The 21,214-nt window shown below is 35.8% G+C and carries 22 protein-coding genes; 9 read left to right on the top strand and 13 right to left on the bottom strand.

Going from position 1 to position 21,214, the window contains the following annotated elements:
• Positions 1–168: 168 nt before the first annotated feature.
• Positions 169–1,758, bottom strand: a complete 1,590-nt coding sequence (locus CSP5_RS05295) for a DUF2029 domain-containing protein (RefSeq protein WP_148689817.1) — start codon at positions 1,756–1,758, stop codon at positions 169–171.
• A 137-nt stretch (positions 1,759–1,895) separates the two neighbouring features.
• Positions 1,896–3,728 carry a DUF2079 domain-containing protein gene (locus CSP5_RS05300; RefSeq protein WP_148689818.1) on the bottom strand — a complete coding sequence of 611 codons (1,833 nt, stop codon included), beginning with the start codon at positions 3,726–3,728 and terminating at the stop codon, positions 1,896–1,898.
• An 87-nt stretch (positions 3,729–3,815) separates the two neighbouring features.
• On the opposite strand from CSP5_RS05300, the gene CSP5_RS05305 reads away from it, so the two are divergent.
• Genes CSP5_RS05305 through CSP5_RS05320 form a run of 4 tightly spaced genes read left to right on the top strand, consistent with a single transcriptional unit; the run spans position 3,816 to position 7,838 of the window.
• Positions 3,816–4,928 carry a glycosyltransferase family 4 protein gene (locus CSP5_RS05305; protein WP_148689819.1) on the top strand — a complete coding sequence of 371 codons (1,113 nt, stop codon included), beginning with the start codon at positions 3,816–3,818 and terminating at the stop codon, positions 4,926–4,928.
• 59 nt (positions 4,929–4,987) lie between these two features.
• Positions 4,988–5,764, top strand: a complete 777-nt coding sequence (locus CSP5_RS05310; protein WP_148689820.1) for an NAD-dependent epimerase/dehydratase family protein — start codon at positions 4,988–4,990, stop codon at positions 5,762–5,764.
• Positions 5,761–6,849 carry a glycosyltransferase family 4 protein gene (locus CSP5_RS05315; RefSeq protein WP_077076323.1) on the top strand — a complete coding sequence of 363 codons (1,089 nt, stop codon included), beginning with the start codon at positions 5,761–5,763 and terminating at the stop codon, positions 6,847–6,849. The genes CSP5_RS05310 and CSP5_RS05315 overlap by 4 nt, the downstream gene beginning before the upstream one ends.
• On the top strand, positions 6,846–7,838 hold the full coding sequence (locus CSP5_RS05320) for a glycosyltransferase family 2 protein (RefSeq protein WP_148689821.1): 993 nt from the start codon (positions 6,846–6,848) through the stop codon (positions 7,836–7,838). The genes CSP5_RS05315 and CSP5_RS05320 overlap by 4 nt, the downstream gene beginning before the upstream one ends.
• On the opposite strand, the gene CSP5_RS05325 is transcribed toward CSP5_RS05320, so the two are convergent.
• The 5 genes from CSP5_RS05325 to psmB form a co-directional block, all read right to left on the bottom strand.
• On the bottom strand, positions 7,835–8,593 hold the full coding sequence (locus tag CSP5_RS05325) for a glycosyltransferase (protein ID WP_172399414.1): 759 nt from the start codon (positions 8,591–8,593) through the stop codon (positions 7,835–7,837). The genes CSP5_RS05320 and CSP5_RS05325 overlap by 4 nt on opposite strands.
• 170 nt (positions 8,594–8,763) lie before the next feature.
• Entirely contained in the window at positions 8,764–9,147 is a 384-nt protein-coding gene (locus CSP5_RS05330; protein ID WP_148689823.1) for a hypothetical protein, read from the bottom strand.
• Positions 9,148–9,421: 274 nt separating this feature from the next.
• Positions 9,422–9,949, bottom strand: a complete 528-nt coding sequence (locus tag CSP5_RS05335) for a hypothetical protein (RefSeq protein ID WP_148689824.1) — start codon at positions 9,947–9,949, stop codon at positions 9,422–9,424.
• Between the two features lie 9 nt (positions 9,950–9,958).
• A complete protein-coding gene (locus tag CSP5_RS05340) occupies positions 9,959–11,881 on the bottom strand; it encodes a beta-CASP ribonuclease aCPSF1 (protein ID WP_021789521.1) in 1,923 nt (640 codons plus the stop codon).
• 51 nt (positions 11,882–11,932) lie between these two features.
• Positions 11,933–12,568 (bottom strand): archaeal proteasome endopeptidase complex subunit beta, encoded by a 636-nt coding sequence (gene psmB, locus CSP5_RS05345; RefSeq protein ID WP_021789520.1) that lies wholly within the window; start codon positions 12,566–12,568, stop codon positions 11,933–11,935.
• Positions 12,569–12,956: 388 nt separating this feature from the next.
• Here psmB and CSP5_RS05350 point away from each other — a divergent pair, with 388 nt between their 5' ends.
• Complete coding sequence (locus tag CSP5_RS05350; RefSeq protein ID WP_021789519.1) at positions 12,957–13,379, top strand: CBS domain-containing protein; 423 nt, start codon at positions 12,957–12,959, stop codon at positions 13,377–13,379.
• An 86-nt stretch (positions 13,380–13,465) separates the two neighbouring features.
• Here the strand turns inward: CSP5_RS05350 and CSP5_RS05355 are convergent, their stop codons facing one another.
• On the bottom strand, positions 13,466–14,089 hold the full coding sequence (locus tag CSP5_RS05355; protein ID WP_021789518.1) for a 3'-5' exonuclease: 624 nt from the start codon (positions 14,087–14,089) through the stop codon (positions 13,466–13,468).
• Between the two features lie 50 nt (positions 14,090–14,139).
• Here CSP5_RS05355 and CSP5_RS05360 point away from each other — a divergent pair, with 50 nt between their 5' ends.
• A complete protein-coding gene (locus CSP5_RS05360; protein ID WP_021789517.1) occupies positions 14,140–14,532 on the top strand; it encodes a hypothetical protein in 393 nt (130 codons plus the stop codon).
• Positions 14,533–14,563: 31 nt separating this feature from the next.
• Here CSP5_RS05360 and CSP5_RS05365 read toward each other — a convergent pair whose 3' ends face one another.
• Positions 14,564–15,454, bottom strand: a complete 891-nt coding sequence (locus CSP5_RS05365) for a phosphoribosylaminoimidazolesuccinocarboxamide synthase (RefSeq protein WP_148689825.1) — start codon at positions 15,452–15,454, stop codon at positions 14,564–14,566.
• Positions 15,455–15,487: 33 nt separating this feature from the next.
• Positions 15,488–15,787 carry an antibiotic biosynthesis monooxygenase family protein gene (locus CSP5_RS05370; protein WP_148689826.1) on the bottom strand — a complete coding sequence of 100 codons (300 nt, stop codon included), beginning with the start codon at positions 15,785–15,787 and terminating at the stop codon, positions 15,488–15,490.
• 125 nt (positions 15,788–15,912) lie between these two features.
• On the opposite strand from CSP5_RS05370, the gene CSP5_RS05375 reads away from it, so the two are divergent.
• Positions 15,913–16,368, top strand: a complete 456-nt coding sequence (locus tag CSP5_RS05375) for a peptidylprolyl isomerase (protein WP_148689827.1) — start codon at positions 15,913–15,915, stop codon at positions 16,366–16,368.
• On the opposite strand, the gene CSP5_RS05380 is transcribed toward CSP5_RS05375, so the two are convergent.
• From CSP5_RS05380 to cysS, 3 genes are read right to left on the bottom strand one after another with little or no spacing between them, the layout of a single operon-like run.
• Positions 16,358–17,533 carry a nicotinate phosphoribosyltransferase gene (locus CSP5_RS05380; RefSeq protein ID WP_148689828.1) on the bottom strand — a complete coding sequence of 392 codons (1,176 nt, stop codon included), beginning with the start codon at positions 17,531–17,533 and terminating at the stop codon, positions 16,358–16,360. The two genes, CSP5_RS05375 and CSP5_RS05380, sit on opposite strands and share 11 nt — an antisense overlap.
• A complete protein-coding gene (locus tag CSP5_RS05385) occupies positions 17,526–18,065 on the bottom strand; it encodes a cysteine hydrolase family protein (protein ID WP_021789512.1) in 540 nt (179 codons plus the stop codon). Before CSP5_RS05385 ends, CSP5_RS05380 begins: the two co-directional genes overlap by 8 nt.
• Positions 18,052–19,422, bottom strand: a complete 1,371-nt coding sequence (gene cysS, locus CSP5_RS05390) for a cysteine--tRNA ligase (RefSeq protein WP_148689829.1) — start codon at positions 19,420–19,422, stop codon at positions 18,052–18,054. Before cysS ends, CSP5_RS05385 begins: the two co-directional genes overlap by 14 nt.
• A gap of 119 nt (positions 19,423–19,541) precedes the next feature.
• Between cysS and CSP5_RS05395 the strand changes: the two genes are divergently transcribed.
• Entirely contained in the window at positions 19,542–20,087 is a 546-nt protein-coding gene (locus tag CSP5_RS05395; RefSeq protein ID WP_148689830.1) for a hypothetical protein, read from the top strand.
• A gap of 5 nt (positions 20,088–20,092) precedes the next feature.
• Entirely contained in the window at positions 20,093–21,214 is a 1,122-nt protein-coding gene (locus tag CSP5_RS05400) for an SPFH domain-containing protein (protein ID WP_021789509.1), read from the top strand.

Consider the following 21,214-nt stretch of genomic DNA (forward strand, 5'->3'; position numbering starts at 1 on the left):
TTTAGGATATTAAATTTTTTCTATGTCAATATTTAAAAATATATTGCTAGTTTAAAAGAGTATTTATGCATCTGCATAAGAATCTTTATCAACATTTATTAGATTAGCTGCCTCGTGTCTGACTGATTTCCACTCTAATTTGTTTTTAAAACGATTAAAGTAATTCTCCTAAACATTTATATTCTTTCCTATATCTATATGGTACCAGGTTTCAAGATTTGAGTTGTAAGCTATGATTACATAGCTGTTGTGCTCTTCAAGAAAATATGATGTGTCATTGGTGTGTATATGAAACGATGTATACAATTTTCCTGAAGCGGGTTTAAACTCAGTAGAATTCCAGAAAAAACCATTTGGATTGTTCAAAAAACCATCTTCAAGTATTCTGAATCTTAATGAAAGATTTTTAATCTCGCTTGAATATGTAACATTAACATAGAGACAATTAACACTTCCAGTACTATTCATACCTTCTGGTGTTACGGATTCTATTTTTATTTTTTGCTTATATGAACTGTCATTCTCCAGAAATACAAAGGTTGGGAGCAATATGATCAGTACCAACATCACCGGCACCATTATCCGGTAAATTTTCTTTATTTTATTGCTGTTTAGATGTATTGCCTGGTAAAATTTCTGAATAAACTGAAATGAAAAATCTTTCCTTTGCTCTATGGTATTTCCCTTTCTAATTATATATGGCAATGTTGAAAGAGTCAGTATTGGCCAGTACATTAAATAATTCTCCAGAAGTCTGAAATTGAATATCAGAACTATAATAGGGAGGGCTGTTAAAGAATATTTTAAGGTGTCAAATTTATATGCATAAATCAATACAAAGAAGAGCCACACGGATATCATTAGAGTGGTAAAGAACTCCCTGTCTGCAAATGGTATATATCCAGATATATAAAATTGAGATAAACCAAATCCTATACCAATTATTGGGGCATTTTCAGGTGCAAGGATCGAAGTGAAGAATGTTGTGGGACCCCTCATGATAAACGGTAAATTTAATAAAATAAAAGAAACGGCTGCCATTAAAGTAAATTCTAATAATTTCCTACTCCCGTATCTTTTGTATATAAATATTAGAAGAAATGGGAGGATAAATATGGGTAGCTGTTTGGATGCAAGAGAAAGACCAAAAAGAATACCAGGAATATAACGTTTTTGAAGTAGCATCAGAGAAGAAGCAAGAAAAGTAATCCAAATTATATCGGTTATCCCATTCAATGAGAAAAATATCAAATTTATATTGAAAAGTGAAACAGCAATAGCCAATGGAGCCATAAAAGCTAGGTCTCTTTCTATAAATTCCAGGGCAATAAGACTTAGGAGCAATAAAGTAAAGAAGAAGAGGACTACTTCAGGATTTACGTGAAGAAGTATGAATGGTATAAGAATTAAAAATGATAAATCAGGATATTGAAGATTTGTGACGTACCCTCCGGAAAGCTTTGGAGTGAGGCTTGAAAGTGGAACACCATAGGATTCCATACTTTTCAACGCGTACTGAAAGCCATAAGGATTTAAACCAGATAGAAATCTCTTTGCCGATAGTACCTCAATGGCGAATTCGTCTGTATATGTTTGTTTCATTGACATGCCTATTAAAAAGATTACTGAACCAACGCTAATTATTGCAATTATGATTACTAGCCTAAGAAATCGTTTGGTTATTTCCCTTCTTTTACCCGATAGCGTAGAAAGTACTATAAAGAGAAACCCGAAGATAGCGAGAAGAAATTCAATCATTATGTAGAATGGGCCTGAATAACCAACATAACCATATATGCTATATGGAAGATAAATCAGGAGAATACCAAGAGCAAGGAATCCAATCCTCTGGATTATAAGATCAAAGTTCTCAAGATTCTCCCTTTCTATTTAAATCACCTGCTATTAGCGCTGTACTGCTTCAATTTAAGTTCCTGCTTAATAACTGTAATTGAATCGAGACTTAAATAAATTTTTATATTACGGAAGTATGAATTCGATCTTATTTTTATGAAATCGTTCCCTTTCCCTATGACAGATATCTCCTTATTCAGCGATAATAATGAAAGATTGTTCTTTCCGGATAACCCCTTTAGAGTTAGATTATAGCAACCGGGAGCAATGAGACCTACATTATAATAGCTTATTCCCTTATCTTTCTGGATTACTGATGATGAATTCTCATTCAAATAACCGTATATTACTGGTGATAAAACTGAATTAAGCTGATAAAGGGCGACTCCCTTATAGAAATAAGTGAGTTTATAATTAAAATTATTTAGCAGGTAATTTATTTTAATTATGGGAGAATTATTAACATGAATCCCTGTTGCAACAGGCGATGTGAAAAAATAACTGTAAGGATCTGTTATGATATAATCTGGAATAGTTGTATTGAAATTAGAATTTAAACAGACTGGCATATATCCCTGTTCCAACTCAGGTAAGTTTCCTGCTATTAATACTGAAGAACCATGTGGAATATTGTTGATGAATGACATTAGATAGCCATCAGCCTTTGTTGGAATTATCTTTTCATATGTGCTATAAAGGATGGTTGAAGACCCCACGACGTATTCTTCCTGAGGATGATCATTCTGCTGTGCTGGAATTAAATTTCCTATAGGCGTAAAGAGATAGAAAAGAATTATGTTTAAAATTAGTATAATCACAAGCAATTTTCTAATATTGAACCTCTTTCCTGATATTTTAATGAATCTTCTCAACCCAAATATAAATGCAATGAACAGTGTGGATACATAAAGACTTGGATACTGGAAAAACATCTGAGATTCATAAGGTAGGTATGAATTTGTAAAGAGGAGTAAGCCATAGGGTAAGAGTAAAATCAAAAATTCAATTCCAAGAAGAGGTATAAAGAGAAATGGTAACATGATTCTGACAAAAAATTCAGCCTTAAACCATACATTACCATAAATCCCAGGGTTAAGATTTATGCCAATATAGTGGGAGGGGTAAAATTTTAGGTAATATATGCTTGGGAGAATAAATATTATTATCGCAAATATTGCCTCTGATAATTCATACTTCATAATATTGAATTTACCAGATGATATCCATCTCTGCATAACCATGATAGCAAGGAACAGGAATACAATCACTGGAGACATTAGGTCTGTGATAGAAGCCAGAGAGAGGAAAATCAACCACTTTGATGTATCTCTTCTAATATAATAATATACTCCTAGCAGGAAGAATGTTGGAAAGAATGCCATATAATGGAAATCAAACCAGAATACACCTGATAGTGGATAATAGAGATAAAATATTAAACTGATCAAAAGGGCAAATTTTTTTGACTTTAACACTTCGCTGGCGATCAAATAAACTACAACTCCAGAAAATGATAGAAAAAAATCCTGTAGAAAAAGGAGAAAATATTCTTTTGGAAATAGAGCATAAATAAATCCAATAGGGATATATATTAGCTTATTTGTGGCTACTCCACCACTCATTACCTGTCCAAGAAAGGTCTGCCCGTAAATTACGTTATATGCAAGGGATGCATTAACTCCCAGATCATAAACATTCTCTGAAAATGATAAATATCTCAAATATGAAATTGATGAGTAAATTACTGAAAAAGAAATAAAAAGAAATAAAACCCATCTAATTTTCCATATTTCCGTGTAGATCTTTCCAATGCTAAAGTTTCTTTTGGATTTCTGATTTTTAGGGATATCCTCTTTATCACCTTCATTATACATCAAATCTACTTCGTAACTGTGATCAATTCAATGATTTAAAATTATGCAATATCGAAAACATATATAATCAGAGGCAATGCTGAACCAATGTCGATAGCCATCTTTCTGACAACTGACCTAAAAATGGGCGGAGGAGTGGAAAGATGGACTTTGAATACAGTAAAAGGAAGACCAAATGATCAAAAGATAATAATTATTTCGACAGATTATGCTGATAGAGCCAGATTTTCAGTGGTCAATCAAATTTCACAAATTGACCATGAACAAAAACTTAATTTGATTGAAAATAAATTTAATTTTTTGAGAAGATCTAAAATGCTTTCTTTCCTCTTAGATAATGCAATTATACCAATTATGCTGACATTTTTTAAAAGATCATATTCCAAAAAATTAAATTTGTCGGGCGTTGAAATAGTATATTTAACAAAGAACCAGTACTGGAAACTGTTTAAAGGAAAGAAGATAGTTGGAAGTAATCATACAGAATTTGGCAATGATGGTTTTATCTCCAGACTAAAGGCAAAACTGTACAGAAGTGGTATAATCTACAGGGATATCTCATATTTTCACGTATTTCCAGGCAGGGAAAAAATAGAGAAAATTATAGGAACGAAAGCCGAAGTTGCAGTCATTCCAAATGGCACTACATCCAGAAACTGTAATAAAAAAACAGGAGATTTAACCAGATTTCTCTTTGTTGGGAGACTTGAAACAATAAAGGGTATTCAAATTCTGCTTACTGCATGGACAAACATCAAAAGAGAAGATTGTTACCTTGATATTGTTGGTGCTGGAACACTGACGGAGGATAGCTATTTAGGATTAAAAAATGTAAATTTCCGGGGAATTGTAAGTGATGAGGAACTAAATAAAATATATTGCAAAAGCGATGTTTTTATTTACCCTACTCTCTGGGACTCATTTCCAAACACAATTATAGAAGCGATGTCAGCGGGCTGTAAGATAATAACCTCCAGATTTCTGAAAGGAGCCTTTGGTGGAAGCGGAAACGAATCGTTTCTGACTTTCGTAGAACCGAATACAAGTTGCATTATAGAAGAGATAAATAAGGCTGCAGACAACCTGGATGAAACCAGAAAGCAGGGAGAACTAACCTATGAATTCTTTAGAAAGAACTATGAATTAGCCATGGTCAATGAGAAATTTTTCAACTTTTTAAACAAAATAAGAAACGAATGACTGTTTTGGGAAAAATGAAGGCAACTAAAAGATTTTTACATATGAATAAATTAGCTTCTATGAATATACTTGTTACGGGAAGCAAAGGGTTCATAGGAACAGAGATCATGAAGTGCCTTCAGGAAAATGGTTATAGTCCGGATGGCGTAGATATTGGAGATAGTGTAGATGAAAAAAAGAAATATGATATTATACTTCACTTTGGAGCCAGAACACTCATAAGGAATTCATTTTCTAAACCATATGAGTATTTTGAAGATGGATTAGGTCTTACCATGAAATATCTTGAGCTTGCCAGAAAACATGATTCACTATTCCTCTTCCCTTCATCAGGATCAACTGCTGAACCTTCTAATCCCTATTCCCTAACCAAAAAACAGGCTGTAGAATGGATAAACCTTTACAGAAAACTGTATTCCACAAGAGTAATCATCTTCCGCCTTTTCAATATATATGGAACGACTGCAAGAAAGGGTGCAATATATCTTTTTACCAATGCAGCACTTAAAGAACAGACCGCAACAATCTATGGAGATGGAAGCCATGTAAGGGATTACGTCAATGTGCTTGATTTAGCCAAAACAGTTCTTGAAGTTGTAAATGGAAATATAAACCCGGGAGATTATGAAATTGGTTCTGGTGTGGGAACGAGTGTTAATGAAGTTATATCAATGGTAGAAAAGGTAACTGGAAAAAAGTTAAAAACAGAGAAAAAGCCGTTCATAGTTGATGAAGCAGACGAATTGATAGCCCATAATACAATTGTAAAGAACCCGATGAAACTTATTGACGGTATAAAGTTAATAAGGGACAGTCTTGTAACGGAAAACAAATGAATATTGCACAAACCAGTCATCATTACTACCCACATTCCGGTGGAACTGAAACTGTAGTAAAGACTGTGGTAGATGCATTGGCTTTAAGGAATAATACGGTTCATGTTTTTTCCGACTATGAAGACCTGAAGCAATTAAAGGATGAGAAAAACATATTATATCACGGTATTAGACTAAAAAGAGTGGGGAAGTTCAGGTTCCCGGCATCCGGATACTGGAAAGAAATTGAAGATTCTGATTGCGATATTCTTCATGTGCAGGGACAGAGGGTATGGAGCTCTGATTACCTTTATACTCACCTGAATAGAATCAAATCAAAGAAAGTTTTTACTGCTCATGGCTATTATCAGCTAATTTACGGCGGTATGATTAACAGGCTTTATTATGGCAGGTTTATGCCCTCATTTCTCAATAAATTTGATAAGATAATCTGTCTAACAGATGTGGAAAAGCGAATTTCTGAGAGAATGTTTCCTAAAATAACAAATAAAATAACTGTTCTTCCAAACCCTGTGGATTTCAAAAGGATGGATGAAATTTCATTAGACAGGGGTGTTCTGGAAAAATACAATCTGGTTGAAAAAAACTTTTTTATACATGCAGGTGGGCTTCAGAGGAATAAAAATATTGAATTTATACTGGAAGCAATGAAGGGGTTAAAAATTCCATTAGTTCTATGTGGAAACATACCAGATACTAATTATTTTGAAGAAATTAAGTTAAAAGCCACTCAGATGAAAGTGGAGATAAGGGTACTGGGTTCCATAAATGAGGATGAACTATTTTCACTTATTAGAAAAGCGAGGTTTTACCTATCTGGATCTATCTTTGAAGGATTCGGCATATCCATGGTTCAAGCATCCTATCTTGGTACTATGGTAATCGCAAACAACGCAGGCATTGCCACCGAACTACAGGAGATGGGGGGTCTAAAAATTGCAAATAGCCCAGAACAGATGCGAAAGATTATTGATAGTGAAATGAAGATAGAGGATCATGAACAATTGAAAGAATCTCTAAAAAAAAGATTTTCAAAGGATGAAATAATAGACAGACTGATAAAGCTCTACGGAGAGTTGATATGATAGAAAAAGTCTCTGTAGTAATAACTGCCCATAATAGAAAAAAATATCTTTTGGAAGCAGTTAACTCAGTGTTGCATCAGGTGAATCCTGGTGTTGAAATTGAAATCGTGGTAGTGAAGAATTTCGTTGACGATAAAATAGATTCTTTCCTCATGAATTCTGGTGCAGTGAACATATATACAGATGAAGAGAGTTTTGGGAGTAAACTCTCCCTTGGAATCAAAGCATCTTCAGGGAATATAATCTGCTTCCTTGATGACGACGACATGTTTAATCCTATTAAAATAGCACTAATAAGAAAGATTTTTGATGAAAACAAGGGGCTTTTATTCGTTCACAACGATATCCAGATCATTTCTGAGGAAACTACATGGAATACCGCTCGGGCTACTAATGAAGAAGCGACTAAGTTTAAAGTATACAGTAGCGAGAAACTAAGTGGGAGAGAATGGGGAAAAATTCTATCTTCCAGAGCAGACTGGTACGTATCATGTGCTTCCATGGATGCGCCATTCGCAAAATCTATTTCACAAATAGTGTATCAATCTAATAGAAGTTTAGATAAGATCCTGTTTCTTCTTGGTACAGGTAAAGAGGCATCGTTTGGGCTTTGCAAAAATCGACTTACTATGTATAGAAAGCATGAAAGTATTACTGGACTTAAAACGGATGTCACAGATTTTAGAAACAGGAGGCTAAAGTTCACCAAAGAGTCAATTGAAAATCTAAGAAGAACTTTCAAGAGTTATATAAAAGGAGTGAATAATTTACCGTATAACTATATGCTTTTGAAGATGAAGGGAAATTTAGCAATATACGATAAATATAGAAGGGGCAAAACTTTTAGAATAATGACCTCTGAATTAAAACATTTTATAAGATATGGTGGGGAAGAATATGCCTTACTGTCGATTCTTCTATTTCTAAATATTTTTTCAAACAGGCTCTCTATTAGAGTATTTCGGTATATCCAAATAAGAGATATCTAAATATTTCTGGAAAAGAACTCTGATTCGATCTTATCGATTATTGTCTTGATCTTGCTAGATTTTTTGTGCTTATTTATAATCCACATACCAAAAACTGAAAGAAACATTTTTGGGATGGTCTTGAAGACCCTAAGTTTTGAACCGTGCTCGTTGTTCCATTCTATACCCACTTCAACCGGCTCAAGGCCATATTCCATGGAGTGATAGATTACAGAGACATCAAATGCCCAGTCAAAAACCCTTACCTTCTGTATTATCTCCTTCAATGATTTTGATCTGAAAACTTTAAGGCCACACTGTGTATCCTTGATGTCCATTCTGAATAGAAAAAATACGAAATAATGGAATACCCTTCCAAATATGATCCTGTAACCTGGTTGCCTTACTTTTATTTTAGAACTTCTCATCCACCTTGATGAAACAACAAAATTTCTATCCGTTAGAAGGGTTGACAACCTATTCACTTCTGAGGCGGGAATAGAACCATCTGCATCAACATATGCTATTATATCTCCAGTAGCCTTTTCTATTCCTTCCTTAACCGCTCTCCCCTTTCCAAGCCTGTGATTGTGCTGGATTACCTTACAATCAGGACAGATAGATTCTACGATTTCAGGTGTTCTATCCGATCCGTCAAAAACAACAATAATCTCCTTAAGATTTTCTACAGAACCCTTAATGTCTTTAATGGTAGAAGCAATGCGAGATTCCTCGTTGTATGCAGGGATAACTATAGATATTGTCTTATTTTCCAAGTTGCTGAGTATTAATTGAATGGTTTTAAACTTTATTACGAATTAAAGAAATAAATAAGCATATTATTATTTTTTAATGTGATTTAACTGCTTAAAACTGATTGTGCTCACATTAATTTTAGTTTATGAAAACTCAGCGAAAAGTGGGATTTTTAATATTATGGTCATAATTAATTTCTCCCAAGATACTTCCTTGGAATTGCTACCAGAAACAGCATTAGAAGTAGGAAAGCAACAATAAGAGAAATATACTGATTATCTAACTCCAGTTTTGGCATATATACGTTGGTTGCGCTGTGCCTGGTTGATTGAAGAATAACGGGAACTGAAGTGTTACCTTCTATTGTTATATTGAGATAGTATGGCAAATATGTATTATTACTGAAATTTATTTGAAATCTATAAAACCTGTTTTCGTCCACTTTAAAACGTAGATCTGAAAGGTTGGATCCTGTTACATTCATTGCCAGTCCTCCATTGATGTAGAATCTTCCCGATGGAGTTATATTTGAATTTGCCTCAATTAGGATAAATTTTATTTGCGTGTGTTTCAATGGAAGTAGCACCTGATGAGATGAAACCTCCGTAGACACGTTTATTTTAGAAATGGAATCATTTATCCAATTCGTTCGATCTCTTAAAATGTTATGATCCTGTGTCTGATACAAATATATGGATGATAACCCGGAAATAATAATCATAGAAATTAGAATGATTGTTATCAACCTTGGCAACCTGTTCATCAGAATAAGGAATTTAAACTAATACTTAAACTGCATTGTCCATTGAGAGCAAGAAATATTTAATCCCATTGGCTGTGCTTTAATACTACAGCTTTTCAAACTCATCTTTGAACCAGTATGCGTCCCAAGGAGAAACAATAAGCAGATCACCATGTTCTATTTTCTCGTGTACTAATTTTCCAAGGATGCACATCCTCCTATCTTCGTACAGGATTTTGTAATCTTCTGGCATAGCATTTGAGTAAAATATAAAAAATGCCCTGAAAAGAGACATTGTAATCTCAGAATTTAAGGATTCAACAGATTCGTTGATATTTTCCACGTACTTTGCAATCGTTTCAAGACCTAGTTCAAGGACTTTCCTCTTTACCTGTAGGTCAGTCGATTGTCCTTTGTCTGGAACTTTTCCTGCAAAATCGCATTCTACAACATTGACTGGAATATTCTTGAATTCCTCGGTCAATTTGTTCCCCACAGATTCACTGTTAGATTCCAGACTAATGAAAATTCTTCCGGGGTTCAATCCACTTATTAAACTAACAAGCTCTTTTAATGATTTTTCCCTGTTTTCCTCCTTTCCTGGTGCATATATAATAACTTCAAGTTTACTCAATTATTTCACCTAGTATAGTCTAATGGTTTCAAGATTCCTCAGTGCATGAGATTCTATTCCGAATTTCTGTCTAATCTGCCTTGCGAAATCCTGTGCATTTTCACTTTCACCGTGATTTACAAGTATTCTCTTTGGTTTTGGCATCATGGTTGCAATATATGCAAGTAATTGCTTTTTATCCGAGTGCCCAGAAAACCCTTCAGCGGTCTCAACGTTCATATTTACTTGATAGGTTGTCATCTTACCACCCTCACTCAGGCTTACTTCCTTTGCTCCTCTCTGCAACCTTTTACCGAATGTTCCTTCAGCCTGATAACCGACAAACACCAGAGAATTTTTTGGAGAATCTGACCATGCCTTGAAGAACTCCATAACTGGACCACCATTCATCATGCCTGAAGTTGCAAGAACAATATTACTTTCAGATGAATCGCATATCTGCAATCTCTGTTCTCTAGTTTCTACCTTCTTAAAAATAGGACTCATAAATGGGTTTTCTCTCTGAATCATGATCTGTTCCCTTAGATTTCTGTTTAGGAACTCTGGGTAAGCTGCATGAATTGCTGTAGCCTCCATAATCATTCCGTCGAGATATACAGGTGTCTGTTTTATTGCTCCTGTTCTCATGGCTTCTTCAAGAACCATCATTACCTCCTGGCTCCTTCCTACTGCAAAAACAGGAATTAGGACTGAACCACCTCTTTCAAATGTACGATTTATTATATTGACAAGAATTTCAGATGCATCCTTTCTTGTCTTGTGGTAATCATCCCTTCCTGAATAGGTACTTTCCGTCATGAACGTTTCCACTCTTGGAAACTTATTATTGGCAGGATTAAAAAGCCAGGTCTTTTCAAACTTGACATCACCACTCAACACCACATTGTATAATCCATCTCCTATATGCAGATGTACAGATGCTGATCCAAGAATATGACCAGCATTGTAAAATGTAAGTCTCACATCGGGAGTAATGTCAGTTGTTTCGTTATTTCTCAGTACTATAGTTCTCTTCAATTCCTCCCTTATGTGCTTTGTTTCGTATGGAGCTTTATAACCCTCCATATGCGCTACCTTTATGAAATCGTTCTGGAGCAATACTGCAAGATCTCTTGTGGGCTGAGTCATATAGATTGGACCCTCATAGCCATACTTGTATAGCATTGGTGCCATTCCTGAATGATCTAGATGAGCGTGCGTTAGAATTACTGCGTCAATTGAACTCAATGGCTGAACTTCTGGAAGATATAAATATGGTGAACCTTCCCACGGCTTCTCTCCTGCAGTGTTTGTGTTCATCATTCCGCAATCTATGAGTATTTTGGAGTTATTTGTTGATACCAGGGTAGCGCTTCTTCCAACTTCCCTATGACCACCAAGAGCAGTTAACCTTACCCAGGTCTCACCAATCATAACAGGAGAATTCAATTTCTGCCCCAATGAATTGAGGAATTTCTTTCTTTCATCTTTGACCTCCCTCATGAATTCCCTTACTTCTTTTACAGTATGTGAATGCATTGGTGGTGCCCTGATTATCCTTGGAGACCAGTTAGTATTGTTTTTTATTGAATGTACATATTCGGAATCTTTCTGTGAAATAATAGAAGGTTCTTCAAGCTCTATTACAACCTCACCGGTATCCGATTCAAAATAAATATCCTTGAGTCCCGCCTCTTCGGGGATCGTATCTTCAACGATCTTCCTCACCTGATCCTCGTCCTTGAGAATTGATGGATCTGGCCTAATGAATATCCTTCTTCTGATTTCCTGTGCTACCTTTATTGCAATATCATCCCTGTTCGCAAAAAGATCCTCATTCTTTGTATAAACAACGATATTTGGCCCTTCATAGACAACTTCTGTAATTTCGTTATCCGGAACAAGTCTCTTGAATATGGATTTTGCATCCTCAATATAGTCTCTGAATACCATTTCTGATGACTCCTGAAAAATTTATTTTTTTAAAGTAATTAATAATAATATTTAAAGATTTAATTTTAGCTTTTTAATTCTGCTCAAAACGTCTGATTCTTCGAGTTGAACATAGCCTTTATCTTTGGTAATTACGGCTACATCTATCATTCCACCTGATGCTGAATCCCTTGATTTAGCTGCAGATATACCCTTAATTACAAGGTCTACCCCTTCATCAACTGTCATGTCTTTGTTATACATCGATTCAAGAACGCCGTACACAAATGGAGATCCTGATCCTGTGCTGACAAATATATCCTCCACCGATCCTCCTGCTGCATCTACCGAAAAGATGTGTGGCTTTGAATCAACCCCACCTATGAGAATTTGTACCATATAAGGATAGAACTTTGTCTGGTTTAGTATATTTGAAAGTAACGTGGCAGCGGCGCTGATTGGAATGTTTATTTTTCTTTGCATCCTGTATAGTTCTAGCTCTGCTTTCATGTATCTTACCAGTACCTGAGCATCTCCTACAAGTCCAGCAATGGTCATTCCAGCGTAGGTGTCAATTTGAAATAATTTCTGCCCGTCCTTGTGTGCTATAAAATGCTCCATTGTAACTCTTCTCTCTGTTGCCATTATAACGGCATCTTTGAGAGTGATAGCTACAGTTGTTGTTCCAGTTTCCATTAATTTTTCCATTAATTCCACTCCATTCAGTCAATAGCTATGTGTATTAAATACTTTTTAATTTTTTTAGCTCCTCGGACTTTTGTACTCACTGGGACTGCATAATTCACTTAGAAACACAATCTCTTATTTGATCCCAGCATAAAAATTGGTAGAGATATAAATTTTGAAATATTCGTGGTTTAATTTCTAATAAAATTCAATATTAAGCGATGATAATTTTCCATTGAATCTTTATTTTTACTTTAAAGAATTGGAAGAAATCTTTAAAATTGTTAAAAAAGAAGAATAATCTTTCAAAATAATGATAAACTACATTAAATAATATTTTTTCCTTAAATCCCTTAAGAAGCCATTTTAACTTACATTGATTTTAAATATCTTATGAAAATGACAGGTTATGGTACTAAATGCTGAAGATATCATGTCACCAATTCCATCGCCTCTTCCAGAGGATCTTGATGTGGCATCAGCCACAAAGCTAATGGCAAAGGATCATAGAGGATACGTTCTCGTAGGAGAAAATGGTACCATAAAAGGAATAGTTACAGAGTGGGATTTTGTCAGTAAAGTTATGGCAGCAGGAATAAATCCTGAGAAGGTAAAACTTGGTGAAATAATGTCAACCGATATCAGAAGCATTCCTGAGGACACACCAACAAAGAAGGTTACTGTAATAATGAGCAAAAACGGAATAAGAAGGATACTGGTTGGAAGAAATGGCAAATTTGTAGGGATTATAACTTCAAGGGATATTCTTAGAATTTTCGAAGACTATGTAGAAAATGTAGAAAATGTGGCAGGCAAATATGGCCTGCTCTAAACATTCATTCGTAAATTTTCATTTTTTTTAGAATGACATTTTGCTCAACATGAAGATTGAAAAAATGAATTGCAACAAATTTCGTTTCAATATTTAAAAATGGATTTGTAAAGTTCTATAACATCATGAACATCACCAAGGGAATATTCACGTAGTTTTTTAGAATCATTTTTCCACAAAAATTCAACGGCTTCAGCTGGATTCATACCATCAATCTGAATATTTTCTTTGACTCTCATTAGGTCAAGTTCATTATATAACTCGGAATTTACTATTTTCCTGAGGCTCCTGATATTGTAATCTCCTGTTTTTACTCTCATATCAAGAGCGCAGGCATACATCATGTCAAGTAAATAAGATGTGCCAAAGAAAAATTTCAATGCAAACAACTGTTTGGAGTATGGTAAGCTAACCAATTTTGTGTTTATCAGTGTAATATCATAACTCACGTGGTTATAGCCGATGATAACTTCTGGCTGATATGAATCCACAAAATCCTGTAACTGGAACAGGAGATCATATTCGTTATAATTACTGGGATCAGCCATTATTACATCATATTTTCCCTGAAGCGTTCCTACAGATACTGCTACTATTGATTCATTTCTCAAAAATCCTTCCTTCACCAGTGTTTCCAGGTCGAGGGCAAGGACACGAGTTGCCCCATTTATTCTTCTTCTGATTCTAGAAAGTCCTATATCAATGTCCATTGAGTATAATTGTTTAGATAATATTATAACTATTTCTTTATTTCCCGATCATGCACTTCACAAATAGAATATACCTGAATGAACAGGTAGATATGCAGAAACTTGGAAATCTTGTATTAAGCTTCTTCAAGGAAGAGGGATTTATTACTCAGAGAATTAATCTGGATCACACTCAAATTATTCAGGCAAAGAAAGGTGGTATAATGAGGGCTCTTCTTTCTACAAATAAGGCTTTCACCATTATAGTTAAAGGTGATCCAAATAATATAGATGTAATTATGGGAATACGGGAGTGGATAGAAGAAGATTCAGAGTCAAAGTTGAAAACGGCAATAAAAACTCCGATTTCATTCTTTGAATCGGTACCAGAGGCAATCTGGGCCTACGAACTTGAACACCACCTTTGGAATCATCTTGAAACCAACATTGAACTAGGTATATAGAGATTGCAATTTCCAAAATATGTAGGAATATTCACCAGTTTTGACCGGTGATCCTTTCGTACATTGTACGATATAATTTTGATGTTGATTCTATAATATTTTTTGGTAGGGCTTCAATATCTGGTTCCTTCTCCCCTTTTCCTCTTGCCTCGTACAGTCTATCGTAATAGCCATTGTCCCTGTAATATTTTCTGACACTTTCCTTTGAAAGTTCCACGATTTTCCCATTTTCATATTCCTGCATTTCCCAGAACCTGTCCTCATCCGCCGTCCCGAATGTGTCCACAATTATTATTTCCCTGCCATCTCCAAGCGCAAATTCCTTCTTTCCATCTGCATGAATTAGTCCTCTTTTTCCTACTTCGTCCTGAATCTTTCTATCAATTTTTGCAATGATATCACGTATTTTATATACTTCCTCTTCTGTCAATCCACCAATTTCTGAAGCTTCTCGAAAATTCAGAGGTCTATCAGTTTTTTCAAATTTTGTTGTCATTTCAAAAAAAGGTTCATCTAGCTTCTCTCCCTTTTCAGGAATATGATTCATCCCGAGGTCTTCCTTTTTGATTTTTCCAGACTTAATTCTATCAACAAGTGTACCAGCCGCATAATGTCTCATTACAAATTCCAGTGGGATGAGAAAGTTGATCCAGTGTTTAGATCCACCAGACTCATTTACTCTGTATTTCCTGACCTCCATTTCATTATTTGCTTTCAGGGAGAGAAAATGAGTTTTGATTCCCAGGTTCTTCTGAACAAAATCAAACCAGTAAGCAGAAGTTCTGCAAACTGATTCCCCCTTATTGGGCACATTGACCGGTATAATTTTATCAAAAACAGAGATCCTGTCCGAAAATTTAAAAATTAGAGTGTTTCCATTGTCATATACATCCTTAACCTTTCCCTTTCTGATCAGTTCCATGGAGGTATATTATCATCCTTTAGATTTAGATTTCTAAATTTCCTGTATGATTTCATGAATTTTGAGTACTGGACGATCAAGTATTGCCCCCTGTGGCATTGGCATAGAATGTGATTCTTTGAAGTCAGAGGAATCTGTCCAGGTATCAAAGTCCTTCCTCGAGTCCCACAGAGTCATAACAACGTATTCGTCATCATTTCCCGTTGGTTTAAGTATATAATTCCTGACAAAACCGTGAAATTTCTTCAGGTTAGACTGTCTATTCTTGAATCTTTCCTCAAATTCATTTCTGAAGTCCCTGGCAACCCTGATCCTGTTTTCAACAACAATCATAATTATCAATAGTTAATTGTTATATTATAATTTCCAGATCTTTGGGAATAGAAGTTAAAAAGAATTTGCCATAGATATGGACAGAACATCTAATAATATTGATTGCAATAGACCCCTTGGTACGTATGAAGGTAGCTGAATTTAAAACAACGGCTGGAAATTTTAAGGTACAGTTAGATGAGGAGAACATGCCCATAACTGCAGGAAATTTTATTACCCTTGCAAAAAAGGGGTTTTACGATGGTACAATTTTTCACAGAGTAATTGATGGGTTTATGATACAGGGAGGAGACCCTAAGGGAACCGGAATGGGTGGACCAGGATATACGATCAAAGATGAATTCTCCAAGGACAATCACAACAAAAAGGGAACCATATCAATGGCAAATGCTGGGCCGAATACAGGTGGAAGTCAATTTTTTATAAACCTTGTGGATAATATTTACCTTGATGGAAAACACCCAGTATTTGGGAAAGTTATTGAAGGGATGCCAGTTGTTGAGGCCATAGGAAAAACAAAGACTGACAGAAACGATAGACCTGTTTCCCAGGTCAAAATCATCAAATGCACTATTCTTTGAACTGATTCATCAGTTCCATAGCCATTTTTATACTTCTTTCTCTGATTTTCCCAGCGTTAAGTTTTGGTGAAGTCCTCTTCCCTTTATGAATGATCTGTTTAAGCAATGGAGTCATTTCACCGTGATCCTTGCAAACCTGTTTTTCATTGAACAACCCTATGGTAGTGAAACTGCACTTATCACATCTATACACGTTCTTCATCCCAGATAATTTTCCCCTCTTTGTTATTGGCCTGCCATCAATTTCAACGATATCCATTGCAAAATCAATTGAACGAGCCGAAGCAATTGAGGTTCCTACTCCAAAACTATCAACTCCTGCATCTTTTAGTTCCTGGATCTGTTCCTTCTTCAAACCTCCAGATACCATTATTTTGATTTTGGAGAAACCTCTAATATCAAGCTCCCATCTAATTTCCCTGATTATTTGTGGAAAATTTCCCCTCCTTGATGAGGGTGTGTCAATCCTTATGAAATCAATTTGTGGGAACTTTTCAGCAGCTTCAATTGCCTTGAACTTTTCGTCACCAAATGTGTCTATCAAAAGAGTTCTTGTGCCAGCTGGAAAATTATTTGCAATATATTCCCATGCTCTTTCCTCTCCCATTAAAAGAGCCACTGAATGAGGCATTGTACCTGAAGGTTCAATTCCAATTGCCTCGGCACCGAGTATTCCGGATACACCGGCGGCTCCACCAATATATGCTGCCCTGTCAATCATTGGTGATATGCCTGGATGCATTCTCCTAATACCAAAGGAGACATATGGCTTTGGATGGCAGGCCATATAGACTTTTGTTGCCTCTGTACTTATTCCGGACGATTGACATATAAAACCAAGAATAGAGGTTTCCAGTTCCATTATTTCAGAATAATTCCCCTTCATTACAATAAATGGAATTGACCTACCCAGGGAATCCCTCGTTGCCATAAGAGTACCCTCTGGAATTGCCCACACATCGATATTTCTGCCTTCTAACAGATTAGTTACCTCCTCCAGACCTGTAAAGTTAATCCATTGTTCGATGACAGAGGATGTAATTTCAGCAACTACAATCTTCTTTTCTGGCATTACAAGATTCAGTGTTCTGCTGAAATATACATCGCTTGCCTTTCCATCAATTATCTCCTTCTCTGTCGCAATAAAGAACTTTCCTTCACTCATTTAGATTCACCAGTTCACCTGATTTAATTGTTTTAACACCGTATAGCCTTTTCATCTGATTAAGTGCCAGATTGTGATCTTCCTCTCTAAGGGATGCGCACAGGTCATCGATTATTGTGATATTATAGTATCTAAAAAATGCACCTGCAACTGTATGAAGAACGCAAATATCTGTACTTATACCGAAAATATAAACTTCCCTTATTTCCTTAGCTCTAAGAAAACCGTCAAGATCACTTTGAAAAAATGCATCATAGAATCTTTTTTCAATGTGGTATGCATTTATTTTATCCAGATTTCCATAAAGGTATGAACCGGGAGTATTTCTTAAACAGTGTTCACCCCAAACACGAAACTCTGGATCATTTGTCATGTGTGAATCCAGTGTAAGTACGACTGTTTCTGATGAATCTATTTTTTTCAGGAATTCTTCAGCCTTTGTTGCAACCTTTCTCGCATTTTCTGACCCGAATTTCCCATCTACAAAATCTACTACAAAATCAACACCGATGAAAGCCCTATCTGAGTTCATAATGCCACCCTGATTTTCCCTGGCCATCCTCAATTATGACCCCAGATTCCTGAAGTGCGTTTCTAAGTACATCAGAATACTCATATTTTCTCTCTTTTCTTAGATTTTCCCTTAACTTTACAAGTTCCTCTATTGATTTTTTACTTAAAACTGTGCTTTCTCTTACCAATATTCCCAGATAGGAGTCGATCTCATCTATTCTAGTTTTCAATAAATTTGCATCGGTCTCATCCATATTGTCAATGTTTTTATATATCATTGAGCATACTTCAAGTAAACCTGCTACTGAACTTCTTGTATTCAAATCCTTTTCCATCTCTCTATCAATTGCCTTAAATAAATTACCGTAATCAAGCTTCTTCCCCTTTCCTCTTACTCCAGAAAGTAGCATATAAGCCCTGTTTATGTATTCCACGTTTTTCTTCGCTTCTTCAAGCAGAGATTCGGAGAAATCTGTCTCCGAGGCATAATTATTTGACAGAAAGGCCATCCTGACAGTTTCTGATGAATATTTCTCTGATATCTCCTTAACTGTAATGAAATTATTCTCTGACTTGGACATTTTTGTTCCATTAATTTTTAATAATCCGGAATAAATCCAGAAATCAACCACTCTGCTATTACCCTTCAGTGATGACATTATGGAAAGTTCAGATTCATGGTGAGGAAACAATAGATCTGTTCCGGCACCGTGTATATCATAGTGGTTTCCGAAATACTTACCAGATATTGCAGTGTCTTCTATATGCCAGCCTGGTCTTCCCATTCCCCATGGACTCATCCATGCAGGTTCTTTTTCTGTCTTCTGAAATTTCCATAGAACAAAATCCCTTGTATCTTCTTTGAAATCGGAAACTGTTGCTCTCTTACCCTGTTCGAGTTTATCTGCCTTTTGACCGGATAAAATACCATAGTTCCGGTCCATCCAGACCCGATAATATATCCCATCCGGTAGTTTATATGTGTATCCACGCCTCTCCAGAATTTTTATTTGCCTTATTATTTCCTTAATGTGCTCAGTGGCAGGAGCATAAAAATTTACGGAATCTATTTTTGCGAATTTCATTGCTTCTATGAACTTTTGAAAATATAACGAGGAAAGTTCAAGAGGATTCTGATCCGTTTCCATTGCTCTGTTTATGATCTTATCGTCTATATCTGTAATGTTCTCAAGAAAAAAAACTGAATACCCCTTATGCCTCAGATATTTTGCTAGAACGTCAAATGTAATGTATGTTTTAATATGCCCAAGATGTGGTTCATCATAAACTGTCGGACCACAAACAAAAAGTTTGATAACATTGCCCTTTTTGTTCAATGACTTCAATTTGTCTGAAAGGTGATCGTGTAGAATCATGATTTAGGTTATGATATATGGCTTAATATAATATTTTCTTCCTTATTAGGATGCATTTCTTTTGAACATAATAAAAGATAGCCTAATATTTAATAGCATAAATTACATGTTACATCTGAATGGACACTCAGAATGGAGATAAAGACATTAGGGTGGCTGTAGACAAAAACCAGTCCATACTTAAAAAGATTCAACTTGTAATTCCAGGTTTTAAGGGATACAGGGAAAAGGAAGATATTAGAACAGCGGACGAACTATTGAGATCACAGATAGGAGGAGTTCTTGGAAGAGCTGTAAGTTCATTAACAACCGCACGTCAGAATGCAATAAATTTTAATAAATTCGGTTCTCTGAACTTTATTGGTAATACAATATCAGTGGTTGAGACATTTCAGGGTGATATAGTTCACGGACAGCAGGGATATTCAGGATTTGCACCCGCGATTCAGGTAAATACTACAGTTCTTGACAGACTTTATGAATATGACTTTGAATTTGTTTCAAAATGCAAGGAAATTGCGGATACCTGTTCACAGCTTGAAAATGTGTCTGGGATGCAGGACCCAGACATACTTGCTTCCCTGAACAGAATTTCTGATATGATTAAAGATGCTAAAAGAGCTTGGTCTCAGAGAATAGAAACTGTTGAAGGTATAAAAGAGTGATTTAGATGTTTGGAAAGAAGTCAAAAGATATTCCATATAAGGGAGGAAGCGTATTTGGATCAATAACAATAGCATGGGAAACCCAATTTAAGGAAGGAAACGCCATGTGGAAGGTTCCAAGATTAATACGTCTTAATGATAACATTGTAGTAAGAGAGGATGAAACTGCTGTTTTTTACAGAGATGGAAAAGTGCTGACTTATTTTGATAAGCCCGGAAGATACGCACTTACAGATTTCAATGCCCCAGTTGTAGGCGATCTCCTGAAATATTTTTCAGGTGTTCAACAACAGGCTGAAGTCTATTATGTACAGAGAAGAATCATGGATGGTAAATATGGTAGTAGCAGCCCTTACCAGTTCATGGATGCCGCTTTTGGCATTGTAAATCTAAGAGCATTCGGTGAATACAGATGGAAAATTTCAGATCCTGCATTATTCATAAATCAGTTTGTTGGAACATTTAATGTCGATTCAACCACAGACGTAGAATCAAGGTTGAAAGATCAAATAATACTGCTACTTTACAATGCACTTGGAAAGTTAAAGGACACTGGAATGAAAGTGACTGATATACCAGCAAATCTCTCAACTATCGAGCAGGCTGTTCTGGGTATGGCGCCTTCAAGCTTTCAGCAATATGGAATTGAGATAGATAAATTACAGGGAATTAACATATCGCTTCCTGATGAGGTTCAGAAGGCTGTAGACACAAGATCAGAAATGTCAGTTCTTGGTGTTAACTACATACAGTATCAGGCAGGACAAGCTATGGTTGATGCATCAAAGAATCCCAATGGATTTGCCGGTTTGGGTGCAGGTATGGGAGTTGGAATGGGTGCTGGAGCCGGAGTTGGTTATGCAATGTCCGGTCCGATGATGGCAAATATGCAAAATGCAAATAACCAAAACGTAAATAACCAGAATGCTGGAACAGCACAGCAGGCTCAAACAAGGACATGCCCAAAATGTGGAGCAGCGGTACCCTCAACAAGCAATTTCTGCCCGAATTGCGGAAATGACATGAGAATACAGCAGCCAGCAACAATTAAATGTCCAAAGTGTGGATCTGAAATTCCAGCTAATTCAAAGTTCTGCCCAGATTGTGGACAGAAGATAACGGGGTGA

This window comes from Cuniculiplasma divulgatum (genome assembly GCF_900083515.1).
GTDB lineage: Archaea > Thermoplasmatota > Thermoplasmata > Thermoplasmatales > Thermoplasmataceae > Cuniculiplasma > Cuniculiplasma divulgatum.

Coding starts and splice junctions, on each gene's coding strand:
- CSP5_RS05375 (WP_148689827.1), top strand. CDS start 15,913: ATGAAGGTAGCTGAATTTAAAACAACGGCTGGAAATTTTAAGGTACAG.
- CSP5_RS05400 (WP_021789509.1), top strand. CDS start 20,093: ATGTTTGGAAAGAAGTCAAAAGATATTCCATATAAGGGAGGAAGCGTA.
- CSP5_RS05340 (WP_021789521.1), bottom strand. CDS start 11,881: ATGGTATTCAGAGACTATATTGAGGATGCAAAATCCATATTCAAGAGA.
- CSP5_RS05320 (WP_148689821.1), top strand. CDS start 6,846: ATGATAGAAAAAGTCTCTGTAGTAATAACTGCCCATAATAGAAAAAAA.
- CSP5_RS05315 (WP_077076323.1), top strand. CDS start 5,761: ATGAATATTGCACAAACCAGTCATCATTACTACCCACATTCCGGTGGA.
- CSP5_RS05385 (WP_021789512.1), bottom strand. CDS start 18,065: ATGAACTCAGATAGGGCTTTCATCGGTGTTGATTTTGTAGTAGATTTT.
- psmB (WP_021789520.1), bottom strand. CDS start 12,568: ATGGAAAAATTAATGGAAACTGGAACAACAACTGTAGCTATCACTCTC.
- CSP5_RS05310 (WP_148689820.1), top strand. CDS start 4,988: ATGAATATACTTGTTACGGGAAGCAAAGGGTTCATAGGAACAGAGATC.
- CSP5_RS05350 (WP_021789519.1), top strand. CDS start 12,957: ATGGTACTAAATGCTGAAGATATCATGTCACCAATTCCATCGCCTCTT.
- CSP5_RS05380 (WP_148689828.1), bottom strand. CDS start 17,533: ATGAGTGAAGGAAAGTTCTTTATTGCGACAGAGAAGGAGATAATTGAT.
- CSP5_RS05360 (WP_021789517.1), top strand. CDS start 14,140: ATGCACTTCACAAATAGAATATACCTGAATGAACAGGTAGATATGCAG.
- CSP5_RS05370 (WP_148689826.1), bottom strand. CDS start 15,787: ATGATTGTTGTTGAAAACAGGATCAGGGTTGCCAGGGACTTCAGAAAT.
- CSP5_RS05295 (WP_148689817.1), bottom strand. CDS start 1,758: ATGATTGAATTTCTTCTCGCTATCTTCGGGTTTCTCTTTATAGTACTT.
- CSP5_RS05300 (WP_148689818.1), bottom strand. CDS start 3,728: ATGTATAATGAAGGTGATAAAGAGGATATCCCTAAAAATCAGAAATCC.
- CSP5_RS05395 (WP_148689830.1), top strand. CDS start 19,542: ATGGACACTCAGAATGGAGATAAAGACATTAGGGTGGCTGTAGACAAA.
- CSP5_RS05355 (WP_021789518.1), bottom strand. CDS start 14,089: ATGGACATTGATATAGGACTTTCTAGAATCAGAAGAAGAATAAATGGG.
- CSP5_RS05305 (WP_148689819.1), top strand. CDS start 3,816: ATGTCGATAGCCATCTTTCTGACAACTGACCTAAAAATGGGCGGAGGA.
- cysS (WP_148689829.1), bottom strand. CDS start 19,422: ATGATTCTACACGATCACCTTTCAGACAAATTGAAGTCATTGAACAAA.
- CSP5_RS05365 (WP_148689825.1), bottom strand. CDS start 15,454: ATGGAACTGATCAGAAAGGGAAAGGTTAAGGATGTATATGACAATGGA.